This is a genomic window from Halococcus sediminicola, from assembly GCF_000755245.1.
In the GTDB taxonomy this organism is placed as follows: domain Archaea; phylum Halobacteriota; class Halobacteria; order Halobacteriales; family Halococcaceae; genus Halococcus; species Halococcus sediminicola.
Genome location: NZ_BBMP01000022.1, coordinates 62,113 through 86,946, shown reverse-complemented (window position 1 = coordinate 86,946; position 24,834 = coordinate 62,113). Strand labels below are relative to the sequence as shown.

Below are 24,834 nucleotides of genomic sequence, written 5' to 3'. Positions count from 1 at the left end.
TCGTTCGCCGCGAGTTCTCAGACAACCATCAAGCGTCGCATCGACCCGTCGTTTGCTGTCGGCTCGATGGCCGCTTTTCGTCTCCGATCGGTCACAGCGTCAGGACCTGTGGGCCGGTGATGAGAACCACACCCGAGATCACCAAGAGAGCGCCCACGACCAGTCGAGGAGTGATCGATTCGACCGTGCGGAAGAACAGGGCCGTCACGAGGATCGCAAACAGGGAGGTCGGACTCGAAAGCGGGTCGACGACGGTCACCTGCCCCCGTTCCAGGGCGGCGAACAGTCCGAACAGCGCGAGCGCGCTGAAGACCCCGCAGCCGACGAAATACGCGTACGCTTCCCGCGGAATCCGGAAAAACGAGCGCAACTGCCCGCGTTTCGAGTAGAGGATGAACGAAGCCAACCCGACGAGACCGGCGAGTTCGTTGAGCGCGACCGCATCGAGCGGTGTCGCGCCCGTGGTGGTGAACAGGAATCGTCGGGCGACGTTCCCAAATGCGAACGTGAGCGCCGCCCCGAGCGGAAAGAGCAGATCGCGTTTGTTCCAGCCGGTGATGTCGCCCCCACCCGAGAACGCGACGAGTCCCAGTCCGCTCACGACACAGACGATTCCCAGCACTCCCTGGGCCGTGATCGATTCACCGAGAAACGCGATCGCGAGGATCGTCGCCCATAGCGGGCGCGTGTTGACCGTCGCGCTGTTGACGCTGGCTCCCGCGCGCTCGACGCCGACGTAGTTCAGCAGACGGGCGAGACCGGTCGAGACGAGTCCGATCCCGAAAAACGCACCCACGACCCAGAACGGCAGCGCGAACAGATCGAACCCCCTGAGAAACAACGACACCCAATAGCCGAGCACGCTCACGGTGACGACGACGATCGACGCCAGGAGTGGGGTGCCGCCGCGCTCCATGCCCGCTTTCGAGAGCGGGTCCGAGATGCCCCAACTCGTGGCAGTGAGCAGAGCAAGCCCCACGACGACAGTATCCATGCGGGAATTCCCATCGGTTTTCGGATAGGTATTGTGGTCGATCCATGCTCGATGCTCCTTGCGAACCCGTCTCCGATGTGTAGAGAGGACTGAGGTGAGGGTCGGCGATTGCGTCGCTATCGGTCGTCACGGACGATCGTCAGAGTCCTGTGGAGTGCGAGCGACGGGACGGTCACGCCGCATTCGATCGGGGCCGTACGCGCTGCAGCCGCAGAGTTCTTTCGGAACCGACGGGTTGACCCCCGTTGCGCTCCATGCGCTACCTATGGTCAAGGAGTTCGAGTGCGACGGCTGTGGGAAAACGAGCGAGGGGAGTCCCGAGAGCTATTTCCAGCACGACACGGAGGGAAGTTTCGCCGAGGGACCGAAAAAAGAGCTCTGCGAGGAGTGTACGGAGGAAATCCTGCACGATATCCGGTCGTAGCATCGCCCGATATCCGAATGATTCTGGGTGCGAATACGACGAGTATCGAACCGTTATCGCGTGTTCAGCCCTCCTCGGCCTCGTCCTCGGCTTCGTCGGCGGCCTCGCTACCCTCACTCTCCTCGCCCTCCTTTTCGGTCCAGATGGATTTCGCAACGAGATAGGTCGGCTGGAAGAGCACGTACAGCGTCACGACCGTGACGGTCACGCTGGAGCGGCCGAACACGGCGAGCGCGGGGACGAGGACGACGCCGACGGTGAACATCGCGGTAACGAGAGCGTCGGTTTCGAGCGGGACCTTCGCCGCTGGTTCGGGAATCACAGGTCGACACCCCGGTTGAGAAGCACCTGCCCAGCCACGACGATGGGGATGATCTCGATACGTCCGACCCACATCACGAGCACGAACACGCCTTTGACGAGCGGCGGCGAGGACGCGCCGATGACGTCGGTCGAGAGGCCGACGTTGCTCGCCGCGCTCGCCACCTCGAAGAGCACGTCGACGGGCGAGAAGCCGCTCGCGCTGATCGGGAGCGCGAGGAGACAGACGACGGTGGCGACCGCCAGCATGAGAAACCACAGGTGGGCGATCGCTGCCGCACCGCCGAATTCTGCGGAGGCCTCTCCTCGCATCTCGCTACCGACGTCGCGTTCGTGTTCGGCCACGTCGACCGCGTTGATGGGCGCTTCCTTGAGCAGCGAGCGCACGCGCACGACCTTGAGACCACCGGCGGTCGAGCCTGCCGCGCCGCCGCCGATCATCGCAATAATCAGAAGGAGTTTGCCGACCGCCGGCCAGCGGCTGCCGAGGTTCGAGGCGGTCTGAAAGCCCGTCGTCGATAGTGCGGAGACCAGCTGAAAGCCCCCATACCTGATGGCTCTCGGGATGGTTCGATAGATGTTCGTGCCGACCACGACGCCGACGACGGCGACGACGCCGACGCCGAACGCCCCGACCAACCACTTCGTCTGCGCGTCGCGGATGAGGTGCTCGCCGTCGCCCTGCAGCGCGAAAAAGAGGACGCTGAACGATGTCGCTCCGAGCATCATCACCGGTATCAGCGCGGCCTGCACCCGCGGACCGTAGTAGCCCATGCTGTCCGGCACGATGGAAAAGCCACCCGTCGTGAGACCCGTCATCGCGTGATTGATCGCTTCCCAGGGCGGCATGCCGGCGAGCCAGAGCAGCAGGATGGCGATAACGGTGAAGTACGCGAGCATCCACCAGATGGCGGCGGCCGTCCCGATGGTTGTCGAGCGAATGGTTTCCGTTGGCGCTTTATTGCCGTGTATCTCGGTGAACGATTCGTTCTCGGAGGTGCTCACGACGGCGGCCGCGAGCACGATGACGCCGATGCCGCCCAGCCACTGGCTCAGTGAGCGCCACCACTGAATCGTCGCGGGCAGCAGGTCCGGTCGGCTGGCCATCGAGAACCCACTTCCAGTCACGCCGCTCATGCCCTCGAACAGCGCGTTCATGGGGTTGAGGAACGTCGCCAGCGCGGGCGAGGCGGCGGGCACGTTGGGGAATCCGAACTGTGTGGCCCACGCGGCGAACAGTAGCGGCAGGGCGTTGACCACGCCCGCCAGTCCCCACGCGAGCAACACCACCAAAATCCCTTGAACCGTCTCGGCCTCGCCAGCCTCGCCGTAGCGCGACTGGAGGCTCCACCCGAACGCGAAGACGAGTGCCGCCGTGAGCAGCAGTACGGGTATCATGAACCATTCACGCCAGACCAGCGCAACGACTATCGAGAGCAACGGCAGGCCGGCGTAGTACGTGAACAGCTCGCCGATATCGGCGAGCACGCGGTGGTAGCCTTCGTGCATCGTCGTCGAAATCCAGCGACGGGTCCGACGACCGCCGCCGGGGACTAGAGCCGCTTCCCGGGGATGAACGTCGTGCCGGCCGTCGCAGGGGGACGCCCAGAACAACCTGAGCCGCGAATAGCCTACTCTCGATAACACAGGGATGACCGCTACGAGAAACACCGAGTTCGCCAGTCGCTCTTTGCGCGAGTGTTACTTGAACCGAAACGTCTCCAAGTTCTTCGGTGCGAACGTCCGCATATTATAATTGTGATAGAGCGCCGACGAGAAGTCCTGCACGCTCCGTTCGTCACCGTGGACGCAGAGTACCTTCTCGGGGCGGGGATTCATCGTCTTCACGAAGTTCTCCAGTCCCTGTCGGTCGGCGTGACCCGAGAACCCGTCGACGGTCTCGACGTCGAGTTCGAGATTCAGCGTGCCGGAGCGCCCGCGCCCGCCGTTCATCGGGATCTCGTCCCAGCCGTTCTGAATCCGTCGTCCGAGGGTCCCCTGGGCCTGATAGCCCACGAACGTCATCGTGCTGTCGGGGTCGCCGCCCAGATGTTCGAGCCACGACATGATCGGGCCGCCCGTGACCATCCCCGACGTCGAGAGGATTATCGAGGGGTCGCCAGCGGCGATTTCCTCGCGTTCGTCGTCGCCCTCGTCGATGTGGTTGAACTGCGGCGCGAGGAAGGGGTTCTCGTCGTCGTGGAAGATCCTGTCTCGGAGGTCGTCGCGGAGGTACTCGGGATAGGTCGAGTGGATGGCCGTCGCCTCCCAGATCATCCCGTCGAGGTGGACGGGCATCTCCGGGATTTTCCCGTTGCGCATCGCCTCTTCGAGCACGAGCATGATCTCCTGTGACCGGCCCACGGCGAAGGAGGGGATCAGGACCTTGCCGCCGCGGTCGGCGGTCTCGTTGACGACCTCGACGAGGCGCTTTTCGGAGTCCGCCTGGTCGGTCTTGTAGTCGTTGCGTCCACCATATGTGGATTCCATCACGAGCGTCTCGACACGCGGGAAGTCGTTGACCGCGCCGTTGAACAGGCGGGTGTCGTCGTAGTGGATGTCGCCCGAGAAGGCGACGTTGTAGTAGCCGTCACCGATGTGGAAGTGTGAGACCGCGCTCCCCAGAATGTGGCCGGCGTTGTGCATCGTGAGCTTCACGTCGGGCGCGATGTCGGTCACGTCGCCGTATTCCACAGGGATGGTGTGTTTGACCGCCTCGCGCACCATCGCGCTCTCGTAGGGCGGGCTCCGGCCCTCCTTGGCCGCCACATCCAAGTAATCCAGTTGGAGGAGCCCCATCAAGTCGCGGGTGGGTTCGGTGGTGTAGATGGGACCGTCGTAGCCGTATTTGAACAGTAGCGGGATGAGTGCCGAGTGGTCGAGGTGGGCGTGGGTCAGGACGACCGCATCGAGCGAGTTGAGCGGGTTGGCCTCTGGCACTTGGAGGTAGGGCGCGTCGTCCGACCCTGGTTTGTCGCCACAGTCGATGAGCACTCTGGTCTCGGGCGTCGAGAGGATGAAGCTCGCCCGCCCCACTTCACGACAGCAGCCGAGCGTGGTGATGCGCACCCACTGGTCGTCGGACATCTCCTCGCGGTGGATCTGACGGCCCACTCGTTCGAGGATGTCGCGGCGCTCCTCGCGCTCCTGTTTGAGGAAGTTTCTGACATTGGAGACCGTCGAGGACTCGATGGGTGGCGTGCGGACGACTTCCGGCGTCCAGCCGACCTCCTGTGTAATCTCTCGAAGGGTCGAGCCGTGGCGGCCGATGACCATCCCCGGCTTCGCGGCCTCGATGACGACCTCGCCGGTATCCTCGTGGAAGTCGACGTCAGAGACGTCCGCCGCCTCGGGAATCACTTCGCGCACCGTCTCGCGGGCGCTCTCGGGCGGCGTGAGCGCGTCGGGTTCCGGGCGCACGGTGATGCGCTTTCTGAGCTGGCCGGCGAGGTCGCGGATGAGGTTTCCGTTGCGCGCGAACTTCTTCGGATCGCGCGTGTAGATGACCAGTTCCGGCCCCTCGTAGGTCACGTCCGACACCGAGATGTCGTCCGGCAGTTCGTCCGTTATCGTCGCCGCTATCTCGTCGAGTTGCTTGTCTACCGTGCTCATACTGAGATTCGGTCCATGTGAGATGGGTATCCGACGGGACCCAGCGACCGCCGGTCGGAAACGTCTCATCGCTCATCGTCTCGATGCGACGGATATCCTATGCGGTACGCTCTGGAGGGTTTCGACCCATCGGGGGTTCGGGTTCGGACCCCGCGTTCGGCGCTGAGAGTCCGGAAAACCCGTGTGTATTCGGAGATATAGGATGGCGATTATAAAACCTTTCGCAAAGACGTAACCCGCTCGCTCCCCTCGACCGGTCATGCGCGTGACGCCCGAGACCGTGGCCGCGGCCCACGAGCGAACCAGCGAACGCGCGCCGATGGTCGTGGCGCTCATCAACGAGGTCCGCGCCGACCTCGGCGAGGCTTTCGACACCGAGGTAGCGACCGTCACCGTCGAGGAGTACCGCGACGAGGTCGATACCGTCTTCGCCGACGGCGACCGCGCGGTGAACGTCGCTGCGCTGCTCGACCTCCTTTCGGATCTCGACGTCGAGGACGACTACCCGGGCTTCGTCGTTGACGAACTGCTCGGCCGCGAACTCGCCGGGATGATCGCGGGCCCCCAACCGCTCAGGCTGCTCGGCGAGGCAACCTTCCACTACGCAGACGTGAGCACCCATATCGACGGCCCGGCCGGCGCGGACGACGCGCTCGCGGCGCTCGCGGCGGGCTTTCAGACGCGACTGCCCGGGTGGGAATGGAAACGAGAAGCGAGTCCGTTCGCGGTCGATTAGGCGTCGGCCGACGTCTCGTCGGTCTGCTCCGCGCGCTCAGTCTCGGGACCCATCCGTCGACGGTTGGCGAGCGCGAGCGCCGTGAACAGCGCACCGCCGATGGCGCGCAGCGCGAGGTCGAAGGTGAGCGCGTTGAACGAGACGGCCATGCCGAGCGCCGTGAGGATGCTCTCGACGCTGTTGAACAGCAATCCGGGAGCCATCAGCAGGATGGCGGCGAGCGCGAACGCCGCCCGTTCGGCCCACGACACCTTGCTGTAGAGGAAGCCGATGACCGTCGCGCCGAGCGCGACCACGCCGAGGAACACGCCCGCGATCGGGATCAGTACCTCGGGCACGAAGTAGCCGACATCGAGCACGTCGGCGACGTTAATGACGCGATAGGTCTGGTCGGCGTCGGCCGGCACGCCCGGAATCCGGCGCAGCAAGACGACACCCGGTACGAGGACGAACGCGAACGGGACGATGGCCTTGTTGAGCGAGAGCGAGAACGCCTCCACACCGGTCTGGAAGGGGTCGGATTTCGCCACGCCCGAGGCCGCGTACGCCGCGACCGCTACCGGCGGCGTGATGTCGGCGATCACGCCGAAGTAGAGGATGAACAGGTGGGCGGCCAGCAGCGGCACGTCGAACTGGGCGATGGCCGTGCCGAGCAGCGAGACGAGGATGATGTAGGTCACCGTCGTCGGCATCCCCATCCCGAGGATGATCGAGGAGATGGCGGTGATCACGAGGAGCAGGACGAGCGAACCGCCAGCGACGTTGAGGATCAGCGTCGTGAGGTTCGGGCCCAATCCAGTGGTACTGATAACGCCGGGGATGATGCCGGCGGCGGCGACCGCGATGACGACGGGAGTGGCGGTGCGCGCGCCCGATTCCATCGCCTTCTCGATGAACGCGAGGAAGCCGACCGCCCGGTTGTCGGCCAGTTGCGGGCGGTCGAGCGCGCCGGTCACGGTGCCGACGGCGTCGTCGACCTGTTCGTCGTAGTCCAAGAGCGGCGAGTCGTCGCGTGGCCGGAGCAGCAATGTAATGACACAGACCGCGATGACGAGCCATCCCATCTTTCCCGCGACCGCCGCCGCGGCCGCGCCGGGGGCCATCCCCGCCCCGCCCGCGCCGGTAAGCGCCGCGATGACGCCCACGCCGGCGACCAGGTGGGCGACGAACTCCGCCACCCCGATCGCCGCGATGACGCCGACCAGCGGCCAGCGCGTGCGGTCGTTGTAGGCCGCGACGAACGCGATGAGTGCGGCGATAGCTAATACTGTGTACCACGCCGAGCGTGCGACGGTCAGCCGCGCGACGATGAGGTAGTAGAGCAGGAGGAGGATGGGCACGAGATAGAACCAGCCACGCTGCAGATGTGAGCGAAACGCGACGAGTTCGGCGGGGTCGACGCCGCCGATACCCGCCTTCGTGGCTTCGAGGTGGACCATCACCCAGACGCCGAAGAAGAAGACGACCGCGGGGACCGCTGCCGCGACGATGACGTTCGCAAAGGGCGTCTGGGTGTACTCGACGATGAGGAAGGCCGCCGCACCCATCACTGGCGGGAGGATCTGCCCGCCCGAGGAGGCCGACGCCTCGACCGCGCCGGCGAACTCCGAGCGATAGCCCGTCTTCTTCATCAGCGGAATGGTAAAGGCCCCGGTGGTGACGGTGTTGGCGATCGACGACCCGGAGATGGTGCCCATGAAGCCCGACGCGAGAATGGACGCCTTCGCCGGGCCGCCCTTCCGTCTCCCGGTGGCGGAGTAGGCGAGGTCGATGAACCACTTGCCCGCGCCGCTCATCTCCAGGAAGGCCCCGAAGAGGATGAAGATGTAGATGAACTGGACGCTCACCCGGACTGGGACGCCGAAGACGCCGTTGGCGGTGTTGTACCAGAGGTTCTGGATGATCGAACTCCACTCGCTCTGGGGGATGTCGAGCACGCCGACGAACGCGGCGTCGGGCGGGATCAGGTAGCCAAAGCGCGCGTAGACGATGAACAGCGCGACGATGGTCATGAGATAGAAGCCGAGCGTCCGCCGGGTGGCTTCGAGCACGAGCAGGACGCCGAGCGCGCCGAGGACGAACGCGTACGAGGACTCGTCGAGCGGGATCCCGAGCGCCGAGAGTGCCTGGACGGGAGCAGCAAGTATCGGCAGCACTTCGGCGGTCGTCCGACCCGAACTGAGACCGAGCGAGCGGAGCTGTTGGACCTCGTCGAAATCGAGCAGGATGTAGAGCGTGCTCAAAGCCGCCAGGATCATCAACACGATGTCGACGGGCGTGACGCGCTCGCGGTCGGGGTCGAGCAACAGCCAGCGGATCGCCCCGCGAACGCCGCGCCCGGCGCGCGTCACGGGGTTCGATTCGCCCAGCCGTGTTTCGAGCGCCGGCACGACCCGCGCGAGCCGCCGCGAGAGGAAGCCGTCGCCCTGCGTGGCCGGAAAGAGCAGGAAGGTGAGCAACAGTCCGAACGTGACGTGGATGCTGTTGACCTGGAGGGACTGGAGCGCGCCGAGGTTGACCTCGCCGTAGAGCGGCAGCGAGAACTGGAAGATGAACCCGCGGGCGGCGAGCCACAGCTGGAAGGCCGAGAACGCGACCGCGACGACGATGACCGCGAGCGCGGCCACCCCGCCGAGCGAGCGCCGGCGCTCGAGTTCGTCGATGAGTTCGTCGGTGTCCTCGGTGGTCGTCTCCTCTGTGACGCCTGCCGTCTCGTCGGTCGGTGTGTCAGTGCTCATTGAAGGTATCGAGTGTGTTCTGCAGAACGGAGCGTTCGGTGATGGCGAGGCGAACGCCCTCGGCGTTCGAGAGCGCCACGAGGTCGTAGCTGCGATTACCCACCCGAAGCCGGTGGCCGGCGGTCCGACCCGGCTTCACGTACAGCTCCTCGTAGCTCCCCTGTGGATCGAAGGTGAACGACCCGTTCTCGCGGGTGACGTTCGCGCGCGCCGGCAACCCCCAGCCGTAGGACTGAAACTCCATGCGCGTCATCACGAGCGAGCCGTTCCGAACCACGTAGACGTCGTGGATGGGCGTCTTCTCGACGCTGTGATTGTAGCTGAGAACGACCGGCGTTCCCTCAGAGACAGGGGTGGAAAGCAGCCGTTCGCCGCTGTCGGCGTCCTCGACGACGAGCGCGCTGCCGGCCGGCGTGGCCGCGGCGACGGCGGTGAGCACGACCGCGATGGCCACGACTACGAGGAGAAGGCGAGCGAGTCGTGTGAGACGTCGGTCGGTCATCGACAATCGTGTGCGGTCGGCCGCAGCGTTCGGCGTCCGATGCGCGGGGTCGGAGTCGACGGGTTAGGACGAGGTCGTGCCGCCGCCCATCGTCGTCTCCTCACCCATCGTGGTCTCTCCGCCCATCGCCGTCCCTTCGCCCATCGTGGTCTCTCCGCCTGCCCCGGTCGTGCCGCCGCCCGCCGAGTCGAAGTACGCCGCCGCACCGGGATGGAGTTCGATGGACATCCCCTCCTGTGCGGAGCCGGCGGTGATGAACTCCTTTTTGATGGTCAGATCGGAGACGTTGTCGAAGAGCGCGGCCGTCACGGTTTGGACAACCTCCTCGGAAACCTGGGTCGTCGTGGCGATCATCGCCTGCACGGCGACCGTGGGCTTGGCCTCGCCGATGCCCTGATAGGTTCCACCGGGGATCTCGTCGTCGGCGAAGAAGTCCGCGGCCTGTTTGACCTGCTGGCGCTCCTGGCCCTCGATGGCGACGATGCCGATCGAACTCGTCTCGGCGAGTTCGGCGATCGCACCGACCGGCCAGCCGCCGACGACGAACGCGGCGTCGATGTCGCCGTTCTGGATCTGCTCGGCGGCCTGCGAGAAGTCGGTGTTCTGCTCGGTATAGTCCGAAACCCCGACCGCATCGAGGATCATCTTCGCGTCGACCTGTGTGCCGCTGCCGAGGTCACCGGTGTTGACGGTCTTGCCGCTCAGGTCCGCCACTTTCTGGATGTCGGTGTTGCCGGGCGTGACGATGGTGATCGTCTCGGGATAGAGCGTGCCGACGCCGCGCAGGCTCTTGACCGCGTTGCCCTCGAACGCGTCGATGCCCGTGCCGTTTTTCGCAAAGGAGGCGATGTCGTTCTGTATCAGCGCGAAGTCGGCCGACCCGTCCGCGAGGCTGCCGACGTTCTCGACCGATGCACCCGTCGAGCGTACCTGGAGGCTGTAGTCGGTGTTCGACTGGACGACCTGTTTGATCTCGTTCGAGAGCGGGAAGTACGTCCCGCCGGTGCCGCCGGCGTCCCAGACGAGGTTGCCGGAGCCGCCCCCGCCGCCACCGCCACCGGAGCCGGAGCCGTTGCCGCCCCCGCCACCGCTCGTCCCGCCACCGCTCGTGCCGCCGCCACCGGAGCCGTTGTCGCCACCGCCCCCGGAACAGCCCGCGAGACCGGTCGCGCCGACGATACCGATCGCGCCGGCCGTCCGCAGGAACGCCCGCCGGGAGCTGTCCGTGGAGGTCGTCTTCGCTTCACGGCTAGCGTCAGTTTTTGCCATGCCATACCGAGTTTGCTCCGGCAGCATTAATCTACCGGAGGCGAGCGTTCGATACAGTCACGCCGTGGCGCGATTTTTTCACCAACCTCGTGGCGAAGCGATAATTCGGACCTCCGGCTGATGTCGTTGTCGTGGGCGTGTGGCTCGTTCTCTACTGGCAGTCCTGGACGGCGGCAGCCGCCTGGCGGATAGTTGCAGCCTCCTCGCCGTAGCCGACGAGGCGTACGTCGGCTAACGATTCCGGCTCGTACGCCGTGAGTTCCTCGCAGATGAGCCGTGCGCCCTCCCGGAGATCGAACCCGGCGACGCCACAGCCCAGTGCGGGGAGTACGAGCGACTCACAGCCGAGGTCGTCGGCGCGTGCGAGGCTGTTTCGCGTCGCATCACGGATGCTCTCGGCGGTCGCCTGCCCATCTCCATAGTGGGGCATGGCGGCGGCGTGGATCACCCACTCAGCGTCGAGGTCGTAGGCGTCGGTGACCGCCACCGCTCCGAGATCGATGGGTCCCTGCGCGACGGCTGCCTCGTCGATCCCCTCGCCCGCGCCGCGTCTGAGCGCCCCGGCGACGCCCGATCCCATCTTCAGACTGGTACCGGCGGCGTTTACGAGTGCGTCGGCCCGCTGGGCGGCGATGTCGCCCCGAATCACCTCGTAGTCCATATCGGTCGTCGCGCCGCCAGCGGTTAAAACCTCACTCCAGTCCCGACCTCTCGGCTCGCCATCGATAGGCGACGTAACCGACCACCGAGAGGGGCAGACCGAAGACGAGCAGGTACGGCGCGAGATAGGCGAGACCGACCACGAGCGCCCGCAGTGCCGTGACGACGCCCCCGACCGACGAGAGAAAGGCCCCGATCACGCCGACGTCGTACCACTGCTCGTTCGGCTGTTCGGGTACGGATTCGGCGAGGTCGACAGTAATAGTCGAGTAGGCCACCTGCCCTCGAAGCGATTGTAATTGCCCCTCGAGGCGTTCGATTCTCGACTGCACGGTCGAGAGACGCTTTTGCACTTCGAGAGTCGCTTGGGTGTCGCTGGCGTTCGCATAGAGGCTCCGCAGTCGGTTGCGCTGTGCCCGCGAGTTGTTCAGGCGCGCCCTGAGGTCGACCAACTGCCTGCTGACGTCGGTCGTGTTGCTATCCGAGTTCTGGACGGCTCCGGCGGCTTTGACGCGCCCGAAGAGCGCCGAGAAGTTCCGACGTGGGACTCTGAGCACCAGTCGTCCGGTCGTGCGGTTCTCCCCGTCGATCTCCTGAGTGGTCGCGCTCGACGCGCTGACGTAGCCACCTAGCCGCCGCGTGGCCCGCGTCAAGTTTTCGCTGGCCGTGCTGACGTTTCCGACCTCCAACTGCGCGCGACCGGTCTTGATGCGCACCGGTCTGGACTGAAGCGCCTCCCCGCTACCGATCTGTCCGCTGTCTGCCCGTCCGTCGCTAGCCCCAGCACCCTCGTCGGCCGCTCCGCCATCCCCGCCGGATGCTCCGGCACCGCCACCGTTGGAGGCGACCTCTCCGCCACCCGCACCGCCACCCCCGGAACAGCCGGCGAGCACGACGAGGACGACGAGTGCGAGCGCGGTCACGGCACGGGTGTGGGAGGACATGGCGGAGACGCTCGCGGCGGACGGCATATGTTTTCTGGCCCATCATCGCGCTACGAAAGGCCGAGCAGCGCGATTCCATCGAACGTGAAGAGGAAGAGGTAGAGCTGTGCGAGACCTGCGAGGACGAGCAGTACGCCGGCGACCCGCGAGATCCGGCCGGGATCGGGCAACCGGCGGAGCAGTGCCCCACGCCCGAGCGCCGATAAAACTGTGAGCACGACCATCAGAGCGCTCATCCCGGCCGCGTACGCGCCGAGGGTGGCGAGCGCCGTCGTGGGGCCGCCCGCGAGCGCCGAGAGCGCGACGGCGACGAACAGCGGCGCGGTACAGCCGGCGGCCGCGGCGGCGTAGACGACGCCGAAACCCACGAACGCCACCGGCGAACGCCGCCGCTCGGGCAGCGTGACGTGGACGGTGGGGGTACGTCCGAGCGCCATCAGCACTCCGAGAACGACGAGCAGCGCCCCGACGACGAGTTCGAGCAGCGCGACGTCCGCGAGCGCTCGGGTACCGACCGCGAGCACGACACCGGCGAGCACACCATAGACCAGAACGAAACCGAGGCTCACGAGTACGCCGACCAGCGCCGCGCGACGCACCGCCCGTCCGGTCGCCGGTTCCGTCCCTCCCACCCGTTTCGTTTCTCCCGTCCCTTTGACCGGGACTTCGACGTCGCTCCCGAGGTAGTAGGCGACGTAGCCCGGCAGCAGCGGATACGCACACGGCGCGAAGAACGTCGCCACGCCGGCGCTGAAGGCGAACCCGAGCCGAAAGCCCTCGAACGCCATTAGCTGCCAGCTCCGTCCGCACTCCCGTCCATCGCCGCCGTGACCGCTTCGGTAATGGCATCGGTCCCGGCGAGACCGGTGTGTCGCCACGTCTCCGTGCCATCCGGTGCGAACACGATCAGCGTCGGGATGCGCCTCACGCCGTAGCGCTCGCCCGTCCGCACGTCGGGGTCGAGCGCGACCGGCCACGCTCCTCGATATTCCTTCCAGAACGCCCGCACGGCCGCGGCATCGTCCTCCCACGTGATCGAGAGCAGGTGAAGGTCGGGAAAGCGCTCGCCGACCGCGCGGAGGTTCGTCATCTCAGGTTTGCAGGGCGCACACCACGTCGCAAAGAAATCGAGCAGTGCGACGCGACCGGGCGGCCGAATCGGGACGGTTTTTCCGGAGGACCCGGCGACGTCAAGCGTGTGGAGGCTGCCCGCAGCCGCCTCTCCCGTGCGGCCGAGTACGCCCGAACAGCCGGTGAGCACACCTGCGCCAGCGACCCCGCTCGCCCCGAGCAGTCGCCGACGTGTCCATCCCATAGCTCCCACTACGGCCGCCGGACGAAAACGCTGTAGCGTGTGTGAGCTGTTCACGCACAAGCCCGCGTTCGTTAACCCCGGTGGCCGGCATTCGGGAGTATGGACCGACGACGCTGTCTCGCGGCGCTCGCGACGGGAGTGCCCGCCTTTGCGGGCTGTGCGGGTCTCGTCGGTCGGCCGGACGCGGGCCGCGCGTCGCCGACGGCAGCGGCCGCTCGGGGCGAGGGGAACACCACGGGAACCAGTGCGAACCAAGGAGAAGTCTCGCTGCCGGTCCCGAAGAGCGACCTCCAGCGCGGTGCGGCGAAGGACGGCATCCCGGCGATAGTCGACCCGCGATTCGGCACCGACTGGAGCGACTTCTCGACGACGGCCAGCAATCGGGAGGGCGTCGAGTACCGATCGGACCCGACGCTCGACCCGGAGGAACGGGTCGTCGGCGTCGAGCGCGGTGGCCGAGCGCGCGCCTACCCGCTCGCCGTCCTCAACTGGCACGAGATCGTCAACGACGACTTCGGTGGTCCGCTGTTGGTCACCTACTGTCCGCTCTGTGGGAGCGGCCTGACCGCCGAGCGAACGGTCGACGGCGAGGAGATCGTCTTCGGGGTGTCGGGCTACCTCTGGAACTCCGATTTAGTGATGTACGACCGCGCGACCGACAGTCTGTGGAGTCAGATCATGGCGACCGCCATTCGCGGGCCGAAAACGGGACAAACGCTCTCGCTCGTGCCGTCGACGCTGACGACGTGGGGTGCGTGGACCGATAGCCACCCTGATACAGAAGTGTTGCTCCCGCCGCCGGTCTCGGGAACCATCGGTGGTCCGACGTCGCGCGATTACGAGTCGAACCCCTACGTGGGCTACGACGAGTCCCGGCGCATCGGTATCGGCGGCGAGAGCTACGCCGGGGAACGCCACCCGAAGACGGAGGTCATCGGCATCAGCACAGGGACGGCGGTGCGGGCCTATCCGTTCGACGCCGTGCGAGGGGCGGGCGTCGTCAACGACCGCGTCGGCGACCTGCCCGTAGTGATTACGGTCGCGCCGGGCGCGAGTCTCGTCGCCTACGAGCGGCGAGTCGACGGCGAACTCATGGAATTCGGGCCGGCCGGCGACGGCCATCTGCGTGCCGGCGGGTCGCGCTGGGAGCGCACGACGGGTCGGGCAGTCGATGGACCCCACGGAGGCACACGGCTGGAGCGGGCCAACGACGCCTCGCCGATGTTCCTGTTCGCGTGGCGTGACTTCCATCCCGACACGGAACTCTACGGCGCGTGAGTCACTCGAGCAGCGCGGCGAAGCGGTTGACGTCCGCGTCGATGCCGACGACGACGAGTTCGTCGCTCGCCCGGATTTCGAAGTCGGGACCGACGTCCGTGACGGTCGTCCCGTCGCGCTCGACCGCGATGACGGTACAACCGGTGCGTGCGCGGACGTCGGCCTCGCGGAGGGTGCGCCCGTCGAGGCGCGGACAGCGGGTCTTGATCACCTCGATCTGCTTGTCGAAGCTCATCACCTCCTCGTCCAAGATGGTGGAGGCGAGCATCCGGCCGCTGACGACCGGCAGCGCGAGAACGTAGTCCGCGCCGGCGCGGTAGAGTTTGCGGACGCTCGCGGTCTCCTTGACGCGCGCGAGCACCTCCACGTCGGGCGCGAGTTCGCGGATGACCAGCGTCGCAAAGACGGTCTGTGTGTCGTTCGGCAGCGCGAGGATCACGGCGCTCGCCCCGTCGATGCCCGCCTCTCTCAGGGTACTCTCTTCGGTGGCGTCGCCACGGACATCGGTACCCGGCACGTCCTCGATGTCGACGCCGACCGTTTCGAGGCCGTCGTCTTCGACCGCCTCCTTTACCGTGGAACCGACTTCGCCGAGACCGGCGACGATGACGCGACCGCGCCGGTGTGGGCGGGTTTCGAGCAGCGTCATCTCCTTCAGCCGTTCGAGCTGGGATTCGCGGCCGGCTACCAGCAGTAAGGAGTGTTCGTCGAGGCGAGCCTCGGGACCGGGCGGGCTGACGAACTCGCCGCGCAGCCACGCGCCGATGACGTTCGCGCCCGTCTGCTCGCCGATGGCGCTGTCGGCGATGGTGGCCCCCGCGAGGTCGCTGCCGGGCTGGACCGGCAGTTCGGCGACCTCGAAGTCCGCACCGATCTCGATGACGTCGCCGAGTTCGGCCGAGACCGCCGTCGTGACCTTGTCCGCGAGGCTCTCGCCGACGAGCCGGCGCGGCGAGAACACGTCGTCGGCACCCGCATAGCGGTGGTAGTCGGCGACAGCGGTGTCCTCGACGAACGTGATCACCCTGGTGTCGGCCCAGTCGGCGGCCGCGAGCGCGATCGAGGCGTTCACCTCGTCGCTCGCGTCGGCGACGAGCGCCCGCGCGTCGGCGAGGTTCACTCGCGCGAGCGCGTCGGGTACCTCGGGGTCGCCGTGCACCACTCGGAGACCGTCCTCGTGGAGGTCGTCGGCGCGCTCGCGGTCGGCTTCGAGCACGACGTAGGGGATTTCCCGACTGTCGAGTTCCTCGATGAGCGTCTCGCCGCGCGGGGTGTACGCACAGATGACGACGTGGTCCGTGAGGTCCACGCTGGAGGGTGCGCTCGTCGAGAGCGTCTCTTCGAGCAGCGGGAAGACGACCACCGGGAGCGCGAGGAAGATGAGTGCGACGCCCGTGAGGTCCATCGCGATGACCAGCAGGTTCATCGCCGGACTCGTCCACGGCGCGTCGGAACCGAAGCCCGTCGTGGTGAACGCCTCGACGACGACCTGCAGCGAGTGGAGGAACGTCTCGGGTTCGCCCTCGAAGGCGCTCATGCCGTAGTCGTAGACGAGCGCGTAGACGACTATCATGGCCGCGAGCACGACCAGCGAGCGCACGGTGCGGCGCTGCCACGTGTTCATCGTGGCCGCCCCGCGCTCGGCCGGTCGAGGAGTCCACTTCGGACGGTCGGCATCGGCGGCGCTCCTCTTCGGACGGCCATGAGCGGTTCGGTTCCACTGTCGAAAATCACGTGATCACACTCGCTGAGGTCGGCTGGCAAACTTATTCGCTACCGAAACATTGTCTATTGAACACTAATCGGTGCTTTTTTTTAGAAAGACGACGCCTAATGCAGTGATGCAACGCAGCGATGGGAACGGTGGCGGTGATGCCACCGAAGGGAGTGGGTCGTTTTCGGTCGACCGACGGTCGTATCTGAAACTCGCGGGCGTCGCGGCCGGTTCGGTGCCGATGCTGTCGGGGGCCGCGAGCGCGGCGTTCACGCGACGGGGGATCAGATTCGAGCGCTCGGTCGATATGGTTCGGGATGCGGGTTGTGACCCCAGCGGGAACGAACCGTGTGACCAACAGATACGGGATGCGGCGGACAGCTTTACGCTGTTGCGATTTCCGCCCGGCGAATACCTGATCACCGAGAAAAACGTGATTCTCGACGAGACCAACGTGGGATTTCTCGGCGAGGGTGACGTTCGGTTCACGGTCCCGAAGAACTACAACGAAAAGATGTTGATCGTCGACCGTGGGACGGGCGTGCTCTTCGAGAACATCGACGTCGACCTGCGGGCGGCGGGTGCGACGCCGGGCCTCCTCTTCGGGGCCGACGACGACCTCGAAGTCCACGACGTCGAGTACATCGGGCAGGGTATCCATCCCGACAGCGACCCGCGGGGACAGGGCAACGGCAATCCCGCAGTCACCTACGCATTTTATCCGATAATTCGCTCGTCCGACGGGACGGGAACGGTCTCGAACGTCGTGGCGAAAAACGCCGGGCTGATGGGTGCGTACAACGGCGGCAACGGTCGCGTCGGCGTCTGGATCGGTCTCAGCCACAAGGGAACGGTCACACTCGAAAGCTGTCGGTTCGAGGGCTTTCCCAACAACGGACTCTACTGCAGTCGGACGGGCGGTGCCGTACAGGTCGAGGGTGGTGTCTTCCGGAACAACGATATTACGCAGGTTCGCCTCAGCAATACGGATAGCCACGTGAAGGACGCGGTCATCAGTGCGGACTTCGACAACAGCGACAGCCCGAATCCCGGAGACACGCTCAACTCTCGTGGAGTGCGCTTCGAGGCCGGCCGGTACGGCTATGGCGGCGCACACGTCGAGAACTGCGACATCGGCATCATCTCGACGCCCAATTCGAGTGGCGGCGTCGTGGTCGGCAGCGACGGGGCCGACCACTCGGTGCTGAACACACGAATCACCGTCGAGGAAGACTCGATTCGTGGCTTCTACGCGAAGGCACCAACCGGTTACGGGAGCCGCGACCCGCCGCCGAAGCCACACGATGCGGAGCTCCGCGACGTCAGCGTCACCGGCGGGGCGAACAATACGAGCGCGATTCGCATCGACCAACGGGACGACTCGGTGGTCTCGGGCTGTTGTGTCGACCAGCCCGGTGCGGATCGCGACGGGGTCGTCGTGAGCGACTCGAACGGTGGCGTCGTGACGGACAGCACCATCGATGTCGTGGGCCGGACGGTAGTCGAGGACAACAGCCGCGTCTCGACGAGCGGCATCTCGACGAGCGGGTCCTGTCCGGTGGCCAACTTCGGGGCGGGCGACAGCCTGCCCCGCAAGCTGACGTTTGAGGGAGGCAGCGGACGGTTCGACTATCGATTCACGGTGGGCGGCGACCTCGGAAAGAGCACCGCGCGTGGCGCGACTATCGACTCCAACGATTCCGTTTCGGGGAGTTCGGCGAGCGGCCAGGGCGGCAGCGGTGGCGTCGACAGTTACGGGTTCTCGGGGGCGCTTCTCACGCTCGACGTGAGTGGTGATGCCGCCGTGTATCTCGACGGCGAGCGGATCGATCCCGACGAGTATCCGAACAACGTGCTGACCATCGAAGGGGACGGTTCCCGAGCCGACTACACGCTCGCAACGAGCGACACGCTCGCATACACACGTGCCAACGACGCCACAATCGACGCCGATAGCGACCGCTGGGAATCGACTGCCACTGGTCGGGTCAGCAGTGGGGATACGGACAGCTACAAGTTCTCGGGCGCACTCGTCGTCTTCGACATCGACGGCGATGCCACGGCCTATCTCAACGGCGAGCGGATCGATCCCGACGACTACCTCGACAACGTGTTGACGATCGAAGGAAGTGGTTCCGTCGACGAGTACACGCTCGCAAGCAGTGGGACGCTCAAGTCAACGGGAGCGAACGGCGCGAGCATCGACCCAAACGACGAGCAGTGGGGATCGACCGTCACCGGACAAGTCGGGGGTGGCGGCCGCGACAGCTACAAGTTCTCGGGTGCACTCGTCGCACTCGATGTGAGTGGTGACACTACAGCCTATCTCAACGGCGAACGCATCGATCCCGACGAATATTTCGACAACGTACTGACCATCGAGGGGGGCGGTTCCGTAGCGGAGTACACGCTCGCAAGCAGCGGGATGCTCAACTCCACGGGAGCGAACGGCGCGAGCATCGACTCCAACGACGAGCAGTGGGGGTCGACCGCCACCGGACAGGTCGGACGTGGCGGTCGTGACAGCTACAAGTTCTCGGGCGCGCTCGTTGTTTTGGATCTCGAAAGGGGTGCCACGGCCTATCTCAACGGCGAGCGGATCGACCCCGACGACTACCTCGACAACGTCGTGACTATCGAGGGGGGTGGTTCCGGAGCGGAGTACACGCTTGCAAGCAGCGGGACGCTCAAATCGACAGGTGCCAACGATGCATCGATCAACTCCAGCGACGAACAGTGGGAGTCGACGGCGACGGGGCGGGTCGGCGACGGTGGCCGCGACAGTTACAAGTTCTCGGGCGTCCTCGTCGTTTTGGGCGTGAGTGGCGACGCTACTGTATATCTCAATGGTGAGCGCATCGACCCCGACGAGTATTTGGACAACGTGCTAACCATCGTGGGAACTGGCTCCATGGCCGAGTACTCGCTTTCGACGAGCGGGACGCTCAAACGGACGGGAGCGAACGGTGCGACCATCGACTCCACCGACGAGATGCGAGGATCGACCGCCACTGGGCAAGTCGGTTACGGCGGCCGCGACAGCTACAAGTTCTCGGGTGAACTCACGGACAGTAGCCTGAGCGGTCCTGCAACCACCTATCTCAACGGGGACGAAATAAAACTCTGACCCGGCTGTTGAATCGTCTCGATAGTACGACTGATTTTCGAATCCGGAGCACGCTCTGTGCTGCGGTGCTGGTCTCTCATCATTGTGACTGTGCGAGCCCCCCAGCCAATTGTTATTCCCGATATCCAAGCGCTCGCAGAGTCTCGTCCACGTCCCGCTCGGCTGCCTCAGTCGGCTCGAACTGCGGCGTGTAGGTTCCTGAATCGGTTCCGGTCGTTTTCGTCCACGGAACGTATCGAATTGCTGGATGGAGACTTCCGATAGGGTGACCGTAGACCCCGTGCTCGCCGAACGCTTCGCCGTGGTCGGCGGATATCACGACGTCCTCTGCATCGATGTTCGAAAGCAGTATCTCGACGTCATCGAGTACGTAACGAAGGTCGTCCAGATACGCTTTCAGGACACGTTTGCGTTCGCCGCCGGATTCGAGGTACTCGAACGGGGTGCGTTCGTACTCGTGCAACTCCCGCTCCTCTTCGAGCGCGTTCGAGACGTACGGACTGTGGGGCTGCGAGTAGTGAACGATGAGTCGGTCGAAGTCGGACTCTCGGCCAACCGCTATCGTCCGGTCGGTCACGTATCGAGGCGGTGTGTGTCCCTCGTCGTGACCCAGCCGGCTTTCTTCTTCCTCCCGCTCGTACTGCCAGATGTGTTCGAGCCGTCCGAGGTCGCTCGCACGAGCGAAGTTCCAGTTCCCCTGCTGGAAGTAGTCGGGCGGTGCCGGACCGATGAACTGCTCGGGCGACCCTCCCGCTTCGAGGATGAAGTCGGCGTAGCCATTGCACGCGAGATACGCGGTGTTTCGCAGTTCATCCGCCCACTCCCGGTCGAAGGTCGCCCCGATCCACTCCGCCGAACTCGCTCCGACCGAGCAGATGCGGTCTCCGTCCCCCAAGAACGAATATTCGTCCGCGACCGCCCGAAGCGCATCGACACGACAGGTATCGAGGAGGACGAGAACGTCCCACTCCCGTGTGAGGACGTGCGTCCCGAGGTAGCCACGGGAGGAGGCCTGGATACCGGCTCGCCGAGTCACGTACTGCATCGCTCGACGGGGCTTCCTGAGGCCCGTCCCGATCTGTCGCCATGACACCATGCCCCTGACGTTCACCGTCGTGAGTATAGTCGTTCTGTTTCGTGTGTTTCGATGGGGTGTGTGAGTAACAATCACAAGACGCCGCTGGGATGGAAAGGCTCATGGCCGATTCGGGACGAGCGTGGTTCGAATGACAGACGAAACCGACTCGGGAGTCCCTGCGGCGCTTCGATCCGTTGCACGCGGTGCAGGGGCGCAGGCCCTTGGTTTGGGCACCAGCCGGGTCCTCGGATTCGTCACGACGTTCTTGCTGACCACCAGTCTGGGCGCGAGTCTCTATGGTATCTTCTCATTTTCGAAAACGTTGATTTCGATAGCCGGGACTATCACCAACCTCGGGACAGATCAGTCGATATACCGATTCATTCCGGAATATGAGGATCAAGAAACGCGAAACCGCGTCCTCGGATTAGCAACTCTCACGTCGTTTGTCGGAAGCGTCGTCGTTGGGCTGACGCTATACTTCTCTGCACCAGTGCTGACGGAACTAACGCTGGACCAACCACTGCTCACGAACGCTCTACGCTTGTTTGCGATTGCCCTGCCGTTCATGACACTGACTGGCTGTATTGCGAGCGTTTTCCGTGGTTTGGAACTTCCAGGCTACCAGATCATGACGGGGAGCGTCGGACGGCAGGTGTTCCGTCTCGTCACCGTCGGAATCGTTGTAGCGGTCGGTGCTACACTCGTCGGTATCGTCGCAGCAGCGGTCGTGGCGTGGGTTCTCGCGTTCCTCTTTGGAGTCGGATTGTTGACTCGGCGAACGAACTTTTGGCCGAGTCTCAGCGGCTCTCAGCCTAGTGTTCGAAGGTTCTACAATTATTCGGTGCCGCTCACGATGGGTGATATTGGTCGGATGGTGCAGAACAAAGTCGACATACTGATGGTTGGGGTTTTCCTCCCCGGAGCTGCAGTCGGCATCTACAATCTGTCGACAGTACTGACACAGGCCCTTACGGTTCCGAGCATTGCGCTCAACACGATATATCCTCCGATCGCTGCTCGGATGTACAGCAATGACGAAATAGATGATCTCGAATCGCTGTTCACGCAAGTGACGCGGTGGTCGTTTACCCTGTCGCTCCTCCCGGCTATCGGGTTGATCGCATACTCGGAACAGCTGCTCGCGGTTTTCGGCGAAGGATTCGGTAGGGGAGAGATGGTTCTCGTACTCTTCGCTGTCGGGTACTTCGCAGATGCCGCAAATGGTCCCACTAATTACACACTGATGATGACTGACCACCAGTATCTCCTGATGATCGACAGGTGGACAGTTGGTATATCCAATGCGGTTCTCAATTTTATATTTATCAATAGATACGGTCTCATCGGTGCGGCGTTCGCTACTGGCCTCATATTGACCACAATAAGTATCGTCCGCCTCGTAGAGATCTGGTATACCGAGGGACTGGTTCCGTATTCGTGGAAATTCCTCAAGCCCATCACCGCAGGAGCTGCTTGCGGAGTGGTTCTGACGGGGCTGGAGGTACTCTCACCGCTCACAGGGATTGCACTGATGGTCGTTGGAGGCCTTATTGGAACAGCAACGTACGTTCTCATTCTCGTTGCACTTGGAATCGAACCTGAAGACCGTGAATTTTTTGCGGATGTCGGTTCACGACTCACGTGAATACTGCGTTCACAAATGCCAATTCACACGGCTAGTTCGCTATTTTGATTCACATCACGATATAGAACCACCGGTGAACCTCTGGTTTTATAAGAGTATCTCCCCGAGCACCGTTCAGTCAATGTATTCGCTCGAACAGATCGGAAAAGGACTGCGGCGGCCAGCGATGGCCAAGCGCGAGATTCGACAGCAGTACCAACAAATGCAGACGGTTCTCCCGCATGATGTCGGTATTCAGGGAAGCTACCGGACAGGGAACATCGGCGACCGAGCGCTCGGACGCACGTTTTCCGGCCAGCTCACTGCGATGGGCTACCGCCCCCGAACGTTCGGAAAGAACATCGAGTACAGTCGCGCGCCAGTCCACGTTCTCGGCGGCGGTGGTGTGCTCCACGACTGGTACGGCACCGATCATCTGCGCCGTCGGCTGAACTTCGTTTCGGAGGGTGATGCGGTGATCGGTGTCGGCGTCCCGGGCTTCAAGACCGACGAGGGCCGCGAGTTGATCCGCTCCGGTCTCGCGAACGTCGAGTTAGTCACTGTCCGCGACGAGTGGTCGCGCGACCGTCTCGCACCCCACTACGACGGCGATATTCACGTCACCGCCTGCCCGACGCTGATCCGTCACGACCCGGACGTGCCCTCGACCGGACGAACGGGCGTCAACTTCAGGCGGTGGTTCCATCTGGATCCGGACGTCATGTCGTATTACTTTGATTACGACGATGTGACGGATTTCGACAATGCACGGGAGCGATATCTGGAAACCATCACCCGACTCTGTGAGGAACTCGATGACCCGGTGTTCATCCCGTTTCACGAGAAGGACGAGACCTTCGCACACGAGCATCTCGACATCGAGGTCCTGCCGTACGAGTTCTCCGTGAAAAAGACACTCGAACGGGTGAGCGCCGTCGACCGGATGGTCGCAACGCGGTATCACTCACTGGTGTTCGCAGTCATCTGTGAGACGCCGGCGTTGGCAATCGCCTACGAACCCAAGGTGTCGTCGCTCGCCGATCGCGTTGGCGTTCCCTCATATCGACCACACACGTCCATCCCCGTCGAATTCGGCTCGATAGCGAACCGCGATGAACTCCGGCGGACCGCCGAGAGGAACTTCCGACTCCTCGATGACGCCTGTCTGAGCGATTGAGCATAGTGACGGTCGGATGGTATGAACGGATAGGCTTGAGTTCGTGTTCTCCAGCCACAGCAAGCCCGATACAACAATACAGCAGACTGAAGTGTATCGGACGGAACTGCCTTGCCAATGAGAATCGGAATAATGACGAACTCCTTTCCAAAAATATCAGAGACATTCGTTCTAGATCATATCACGGGCATGGTCGACAGGGACCACGACGTGTCCGTTTTCTCGCTGCTGCCGGCCAGCGGCTCGGTGCAACATCCCGCAATTCAGGAGTACGGCATTCTCGACCGGACTACGTACGTGGACACCCCCGATTCGCTTCCGATTGCTCTGTTCAAAACGGCCGCGAACACGGCTGCGCTTGCTGTGAATTCACCGGAGAATCTCGGTATCATCGTCCAAATCGCCCGAGAACGTGGTGTGCTGGAGGCAGGGCGATTCGCCTATCGGGCGCACCGTATCTCACAGGCCGACTTGGACGTGTTGCACGCCCACTTCGGACCAGTGGGACGACGAGCCGCACGGTTCGCTCAGGTCGGAGCGTGTGATGCGTTCGTTGTGAGTTTTCACGGCTGGGGCATCAGGCAGGCCGACGAGCACGGAGAACAGATATATACCCATCTCTTCGACCGTGCCGATTGCATTTTGGCGAACACCCAGTACACGCGGGAGCGACTCATTGAGTTCGGTGCCGACCCTGATATCGTTCGCGTTCACCACGTGGGTATCGACCCTGATCGGTTTCAACCGGACGACCGGACGCACGATTCGGATGTACTCACGATTCTCACGGTTGCCCGGCTCCACGAGGCGAAGGGACTCGAATACGGTGTTTTAGCGGCCAACGAACTCTCGAAGCGTCTCAAGAACGTCGACGTTCGGTATCGAATCGTCGGTGGCGGCTCGCTGGAAGACGAGTTACGAGAACTGATTCGGGAGAACGATGTCGGCGACGTCGTTACGCTTTGCGGGCCGATGGACCAGACGGGCGTCATCGACGAACTGCACTCCGCCGACGTGTTTTTGCTCCCGAGTCTGGAGGAGGGATTCGGGCGGGTCCTCCTCGAAGCCCAAGCGAGCGAACTCCCGATTGTGGCCTCGAACGTCGGTGGCATCCCGGAAGCAGTCTCTCCCGACGACTCCGCCCTGCTCGTGCCGCCACGGGACACGCAGACGATAATCGACCGACTGGAACAACTGGCAAACGATCCCTCCGCACGCGCCACACTCGGTGCTGCCGGACGGTCGTACGTCCGTGATAACTTCGACATCGAGGACCTCAATGACCGTCTGGAGGCGCTATACGCGGAACTGGTATAGT

The 24,834-nt window shown here is 64.2% G+C and carries 20 protein-coding genes; 7 read left to right on the top strand and 13 right to left on the bottom strand.

The features are described 5' to 3' along the window. Positions 1 to 91: 91 nt before the first annotated feature. The gene (locus ACP97_RS09520) at positions 92 to 994 is read right to left on the bottom strand and encodes a DMT family transporter (protein WP_237561143.1); all 903 of its coding nucleotides are present in this window, start codon (positions 992 to 994) and stop codon (positions 92 to 94) included. A gap of 265 nt (positions 995 to 1,259) precedes the next feature. Between ACP97_RS09520 and ACP97_RS19895 the strand changes: the two genes are divergently transcribed. Beyond that, positions 1,260 to 1,418: a hypothetical protein gene (locus ACP97_RS19895; protein ID WP_154019989.1), complete on the top strand. Its 159-nt coding sequence runs from the start codon at positions 1,260 to 1,262 to the stop codon at positions 1,416 to 1,418. Positions 1,419 to 1,482: 64 nt separating this feature from the next. Here ACP97_RS19895 and ACP97_RS09515 read toward each other — a convergent pair whose 3' ends face one another. From ACP97_RS09515 to ACP97_RS09505, 3 genes are all read right to left on the bottom strand, one after another. Continuing rightward, a complete protein-coding gene (locus ACP97_RS09515; RefSeq protein WP_049997600.1) occupies positions 1,483 to 1,740 on the bottom strand; it encodes a hypothetical protein in 258 nt (85 codons plus the stop codon). Beyond that, complete coding sequence (locus ACP97_RS09510) at positions 1,737 to 3,248, bottom strand: TrkH family potassium uptake protein (RefSeq protein ID WP_049997599.1); 1,512 nt, start codon at positions 3,246 to 3,248, stop codon at positions 1,737 to 1,739. Before ACP97_RS09510 ends, ACP97_RS09515 begins: the two co-directional genes overlap by 4 nt. A 192-nt stretch (positions 3,249 to 3,440) precedes the next feature. Beyond that, positions 3,441 to 5,351, bottom strand: a complete 1,911-nt coding sequence (locus ACP97_RS09505; RefSeq protein ID WP_049997598.1) for a beta-CASP ribonuclease aCPSF1 — start codon at positions 5,349 to 5,351, stop codon at positions 3,441 to 3,443. 259 nt (positions 5,352 to 5,610) lie between these two features. On the opposite strand from ACP97_RS09505, the gene ACP97_RS09500 reads away from it, so the two are divergent. Further along, a complete protein-coding gene (locus ACP97_RS09500; RefSeq protein ID WP_049997597.1) occupies positions 5,611 to 6,087 on the top strand; it encodes a hypothetical protein in 477 nt (158 codons plus the stop codon). On the opposite strand, the gene ACP97_RS09495 is transcribed toward ACP97_RS09500, so the two are convergent. The 7 genes from ACP97_RS09495 to ACP97_RS09465 form a co-directional block, all read right to left on the bottom strand. After that, entirely contained in the window at positions 6,084 to 8,825 is a 2,742-nt protein-coding gene (locus ACP97_RS09495; protein WP_049997596.1) for a TRAP transporter permease, read from the bottom strand. The genes ACP97_RS09500 and ACP97_RS09495 overlap by 4 nt on opposite strands. Continuing rightward, positions 8,815 to 9,327, bottom strand: coding sequence for a DUF1850 domain-containing protein (locus ACP97_RS09490; protein WP_049997595.1), 513 nt, complete (start codon positions 9,325 to 9,327; stop codon positions 8,815 to 8,817). The genes ACP97_RS09495 and ACP97_RS09490 overlap by 11 nt, the downstream gene beginning before the upstream one ends. Before the next feature lie 63 nt (positions 9,328 to 9,390). Then, a complete protein-coding gene (locus ACP97_RS09485; RefSeq protein ID WP_049997594.1) occupies positions 9,391 to 10,596 on the bottom strand; it encodes a TAXI family TRAP transporter solute-binding subunit in 1,206 nt (401 codons plus the stop codon). A 151-nt stretch (positions 10,597 to 10,747) separates the two neighbouring features. Beyond that, positions 10,748 to 11,257 carry a macro domain-containing protein gene (locus tag ACP97_RS09480; protein ID WP_049997593.1) on the bottom strand — a complete coding sequence of 170 codons (510 nt, stop codon included), beginning with the start codon at positions 11,255 to 11,257 and terminating at the stop codon, positions 10,748 to 10,750. 31 nt (positions 11,258 to 11,288) lie between these two features. Next, positions 11,289 to 12,200, bottom strand: coding sequence for a DUF4349 domain-containing protein (locus tag ACP97_RS09475; protein ID WP_049998462.1), 912 nt, complete (start codon positions 12,198 to 12,200; stop codon positions 11,289 to 11,291). Between the two features lie 50 nt (positions 12,201 to 12,250). Beyond that, on the bottom strand, positions 12,251 to 12,988 hold the full coding sequence (locus ACP97_RS09470) for a cytochrome c biogenesis CcdA family protein (protein ID WP_049997592.1): 738 nt from the start codon (positions 12,986 to 12,988) through the stop codon (positions 12,251 to 12,253). Continuing rightward, positions 12,988 to 13,515: a TlpA family protein disulfide reductase gene (locus ACP97_RS09465; protein WP_049997591.1), complete on the bottom strand. Its 528-nt coding sequence runs from the start codon at positions 13,513 to 13,515 to the stop codon at positions 12,988 to 12,990. The genes ACP97_RS09470 and ACP97_RS09465 overlap by 1 nt, the downstream gene beginning before the upstream one ends. 99 nt (positions 13,516 to 13,614) lie before the next feature. Here ACP97_RS09465 and ACP97_RS09460 point away from each other — a divergent pair, with 99 nt between their 5' ends. Continuing rightward, complete coding sequence (locus tag ACP97_RS09460) at positions 13,615 to 14,793, top strand: DUF3179 domain-containing protein (RefSeq protein ID WP_049997590.1); 1,179 nt, start codon at positions 13,615 to 13,617, stop codon at positions 14,791 to 14,793. Between the two features lies 1 nt (position 14,794). On the opposite strand, the gene ACP97_RS09455 is transcribed toward ACP97_RS09460, so the two are convergent. Further along, positions 14,795 to 16,417 (bottom strand): potassium channel family protein, encoded by a 1,623-nt coding sequence (locus ACP97_RS09455; RefSeq protein WP_049997589.1) that lies wholly within the window; start codon positions 16,415 to 16,417, stop codon positions 14,795 to 14,797. Positions 16,418 to 16,634: 217 nt separating this feature from the next. On the opposite strand from ACP97_RS09455, the gene ACP97_RS09450 reads away from it, so the two are divergent. Further along, positions 16,635 to 19,634: a hypothetical protein gene (locus tag ACP97_RS09450; RefSeq protein WP_237561142.1), complete on the top strand. Its 3,000-nt coding sequence runs from the start codon at positions 16,635 to 16,637 to the stop codon at positions 19,632 to 19,634. 112 nt (positions 19,635 to 19,746) lie between these two features. Here the strand turns inward: ACP97_RS09450 and ACP97_RS20800 are convergent, their stop codons facing one another. After that, positions 19,747 to 20,730 carry an alkaline phosphatase family protein gene (locus tag ACP97_RS20800; RefSeq protein ID WP_237561141.1) on the bottom strand — a complete coding sequence of 328 codons (984 nt, stop codon included), beginning with the start codon at positions 20,728 to 20,730 and terminating at the stop codon, positions 19,747 to 19,749. Positions 20,731 to 20,860: 130 nt separating this feature from the next. On the opposite strand from ACP97_RS20800, the gene ACP97_RS09440 reads away from it, so the two are divergent. The 3 genes from ACP97_RS09440 (at position 20,861) to ACP97_RS09430 (ending at position 24,833) form a co-directional block, all read left to right on the top strand. After that, entirely contained in the window at positions 20,861 to 22,360 is a 1,500-nt protein-coding gene (locus ACP97_RS09440; RefSeq protein ID WP_049997588.1) for an oligosaccharide flippase family protein, read from the top strand. 121 nt (positions 22,361 to 22,481) lie between these two features. Then, positions 22,482 to 23,516, top strand: a complete 1,035-nt coding sequence (locus ACP97_RS09435) for a polysaccharide pyruvyl transferase family protein (protein WP_049997587.1) — start codon at positions 22,482 to 22,484, stop codon at positions 23,514 to 23,516. 117 nt (positions 23,517 to 23,633) lie between these two features. Beyond that, positions 23,634 to 24,833 carry a glycosyltransferase gene (locus ACP97_RS09430; RefSeq protein WP_079977605.1) on the top strand — a complete coding sequence of 400 codons (1,200 nt, stop codon included), beginning with the start codon at positions 23,634 to 23,636 and terminating at the stop codon, positions 24,831 to 24,833. Position 24,834: the final 1 nt, after the last annotated feature.

Excerpts from the sequence above, each read along its gene's own strand:
- ACP97_RS09460 (WP_049997590.1), top strand. The coding sequence starts at position 13,615 with ATGGACCGACGACGCTGTCTCGCGGCGCTCGCGACGGGAGTGCCCGCC.
- ACP97_RS09435 (WP_049997587.1), top strand. The coding sequence starts at position 22,482 with ATGTATTCGCTCGAACAGATCGGAAAAGGACTGCGGCGGCCAGCGATG.
- ACP97_RS09475 (WP_049998462.1), bottom strand. The coding sequence starts at position 12,200 with ATGTCCTCCCACACCCGTGCCGTGACCGCGCTCGCACTCGTCGTCCTC.
- ACP97_RS09465 (WP_049997591.1), bottom strand. The coding sequence starts at position 13,515 with ATGGGATGGACACGTCGGCGACTGCTCGGGGCGAGCGGGGTCGCTGGC.
- ACP97_RS09500 (WP_049997597.1), top strand. The coding sequence starts at position 5,611 with ATGCGCGTGACGCCCGAGACCGTGGCCGCGGCCCACGAGCGAACCAGC.
- ACP97_RS09450 (WP_237561142.1), top strand. The coding sequence starts at position 16,635 with ATGCAACGCAGCGATGGGAACGGTGGCGGTGATGCCACCGAAGGGAGT.
- ACP97_RS20800 (WP_237561141.1), bottom strand. The coding sequence starts at position 20,730 with ATGGTGTCATGGCGACAGATCGGGACGGGCCTCAGGAAGCCCCGTCGA.
- ACP97_RS09505 (WP_049997598.1), bottom strand. The coding sequence starts at position 5,351 with ATGAGCACGGTAGACAAGCAACTCGACGAGATAGCGGCGACGATAACG.
- ACP97_RS09470 (WP_049997592.1), bottom strand. The coding sequence starts at position 12,988 with ATGGCGTTCGAGGGCTTTCGGCTCGGGTTCGCCTTCAGCGCCGGCGTG.
- ACP97_RS09520 (WP_237561143.1), bottom strand. The coding sequence starts at position 994 with ATGGATACTGTCGTCGTGGGGCTTGCTCTGCTCACTGCCACGAGTTGG.
- ACP97_RS09480 (WP_049997593.1), bottom strand. The coding sequence starts at position 11,257 with ATGGACTACGAGGTGATTCGGGGCGACATCGCCGCCCAGCGGGCCGAC.
- ACP97_RS09495 (WP_049997596.1), bottom strand. The coding sequence starts at position 8,825 with ATGAGCACTGACACACCGACCGACGAGACGGCAGGCGTCACAGAGGAG.
- ACP97_RS09455 (WP_049997589.1), bottom strand. The coding sequence starts at position 16,417 with ATGAACACGTGGCAGCGCCGCACCGTGCGCTCGCTGGTCGTGCTCGCG.
- ACP97_RS09485 (WP_049997594.1), bottom strand. The coding sequence starts at position 10,596 with ATGGCAAAAACTGACGCTAGCCGTGAAGCGAAGACGACCTCCACGGAC.
- ACP97_RS09440 (WP_049997588.1), top strand. The coding sequence starts at position 20,861 with ATGACAGACGAAACCGACTCGGGAGTCCCTGCGGCGCTTCGATCCGTT.
- ACP97_RS09510 (WP_049997599.1), bottom strand. The coding sequence starts at position 3,248 with ATGCACGAAGGCTACCACCGCGTGCTCGCCGATATCGGCGAGCTGTTC.
- ACP97_RS19895 (WP_154019989.1), top strand. The coding sequence starts at position 1,260 with ATGGTCAAGGAGTTCGAGTGCGACGGCTGTGGGAAAACGAGCGAGGGG.
- ACP97_RS09430 (WP_079977605.1), top strand. The coding sequence starts at position 23,634 with ATGAGAATCGGAATAATGACGAACTCCTTTCCAAAAATATCAGAGACA.
- ACP97_RS09490 (WP_049997595.1), bottom strand. The coding sequence starts at position 9,327 with ATGACCGACCGACGTCTCACACGACTCGCTCGCCTTCTCCTCGTAGTC.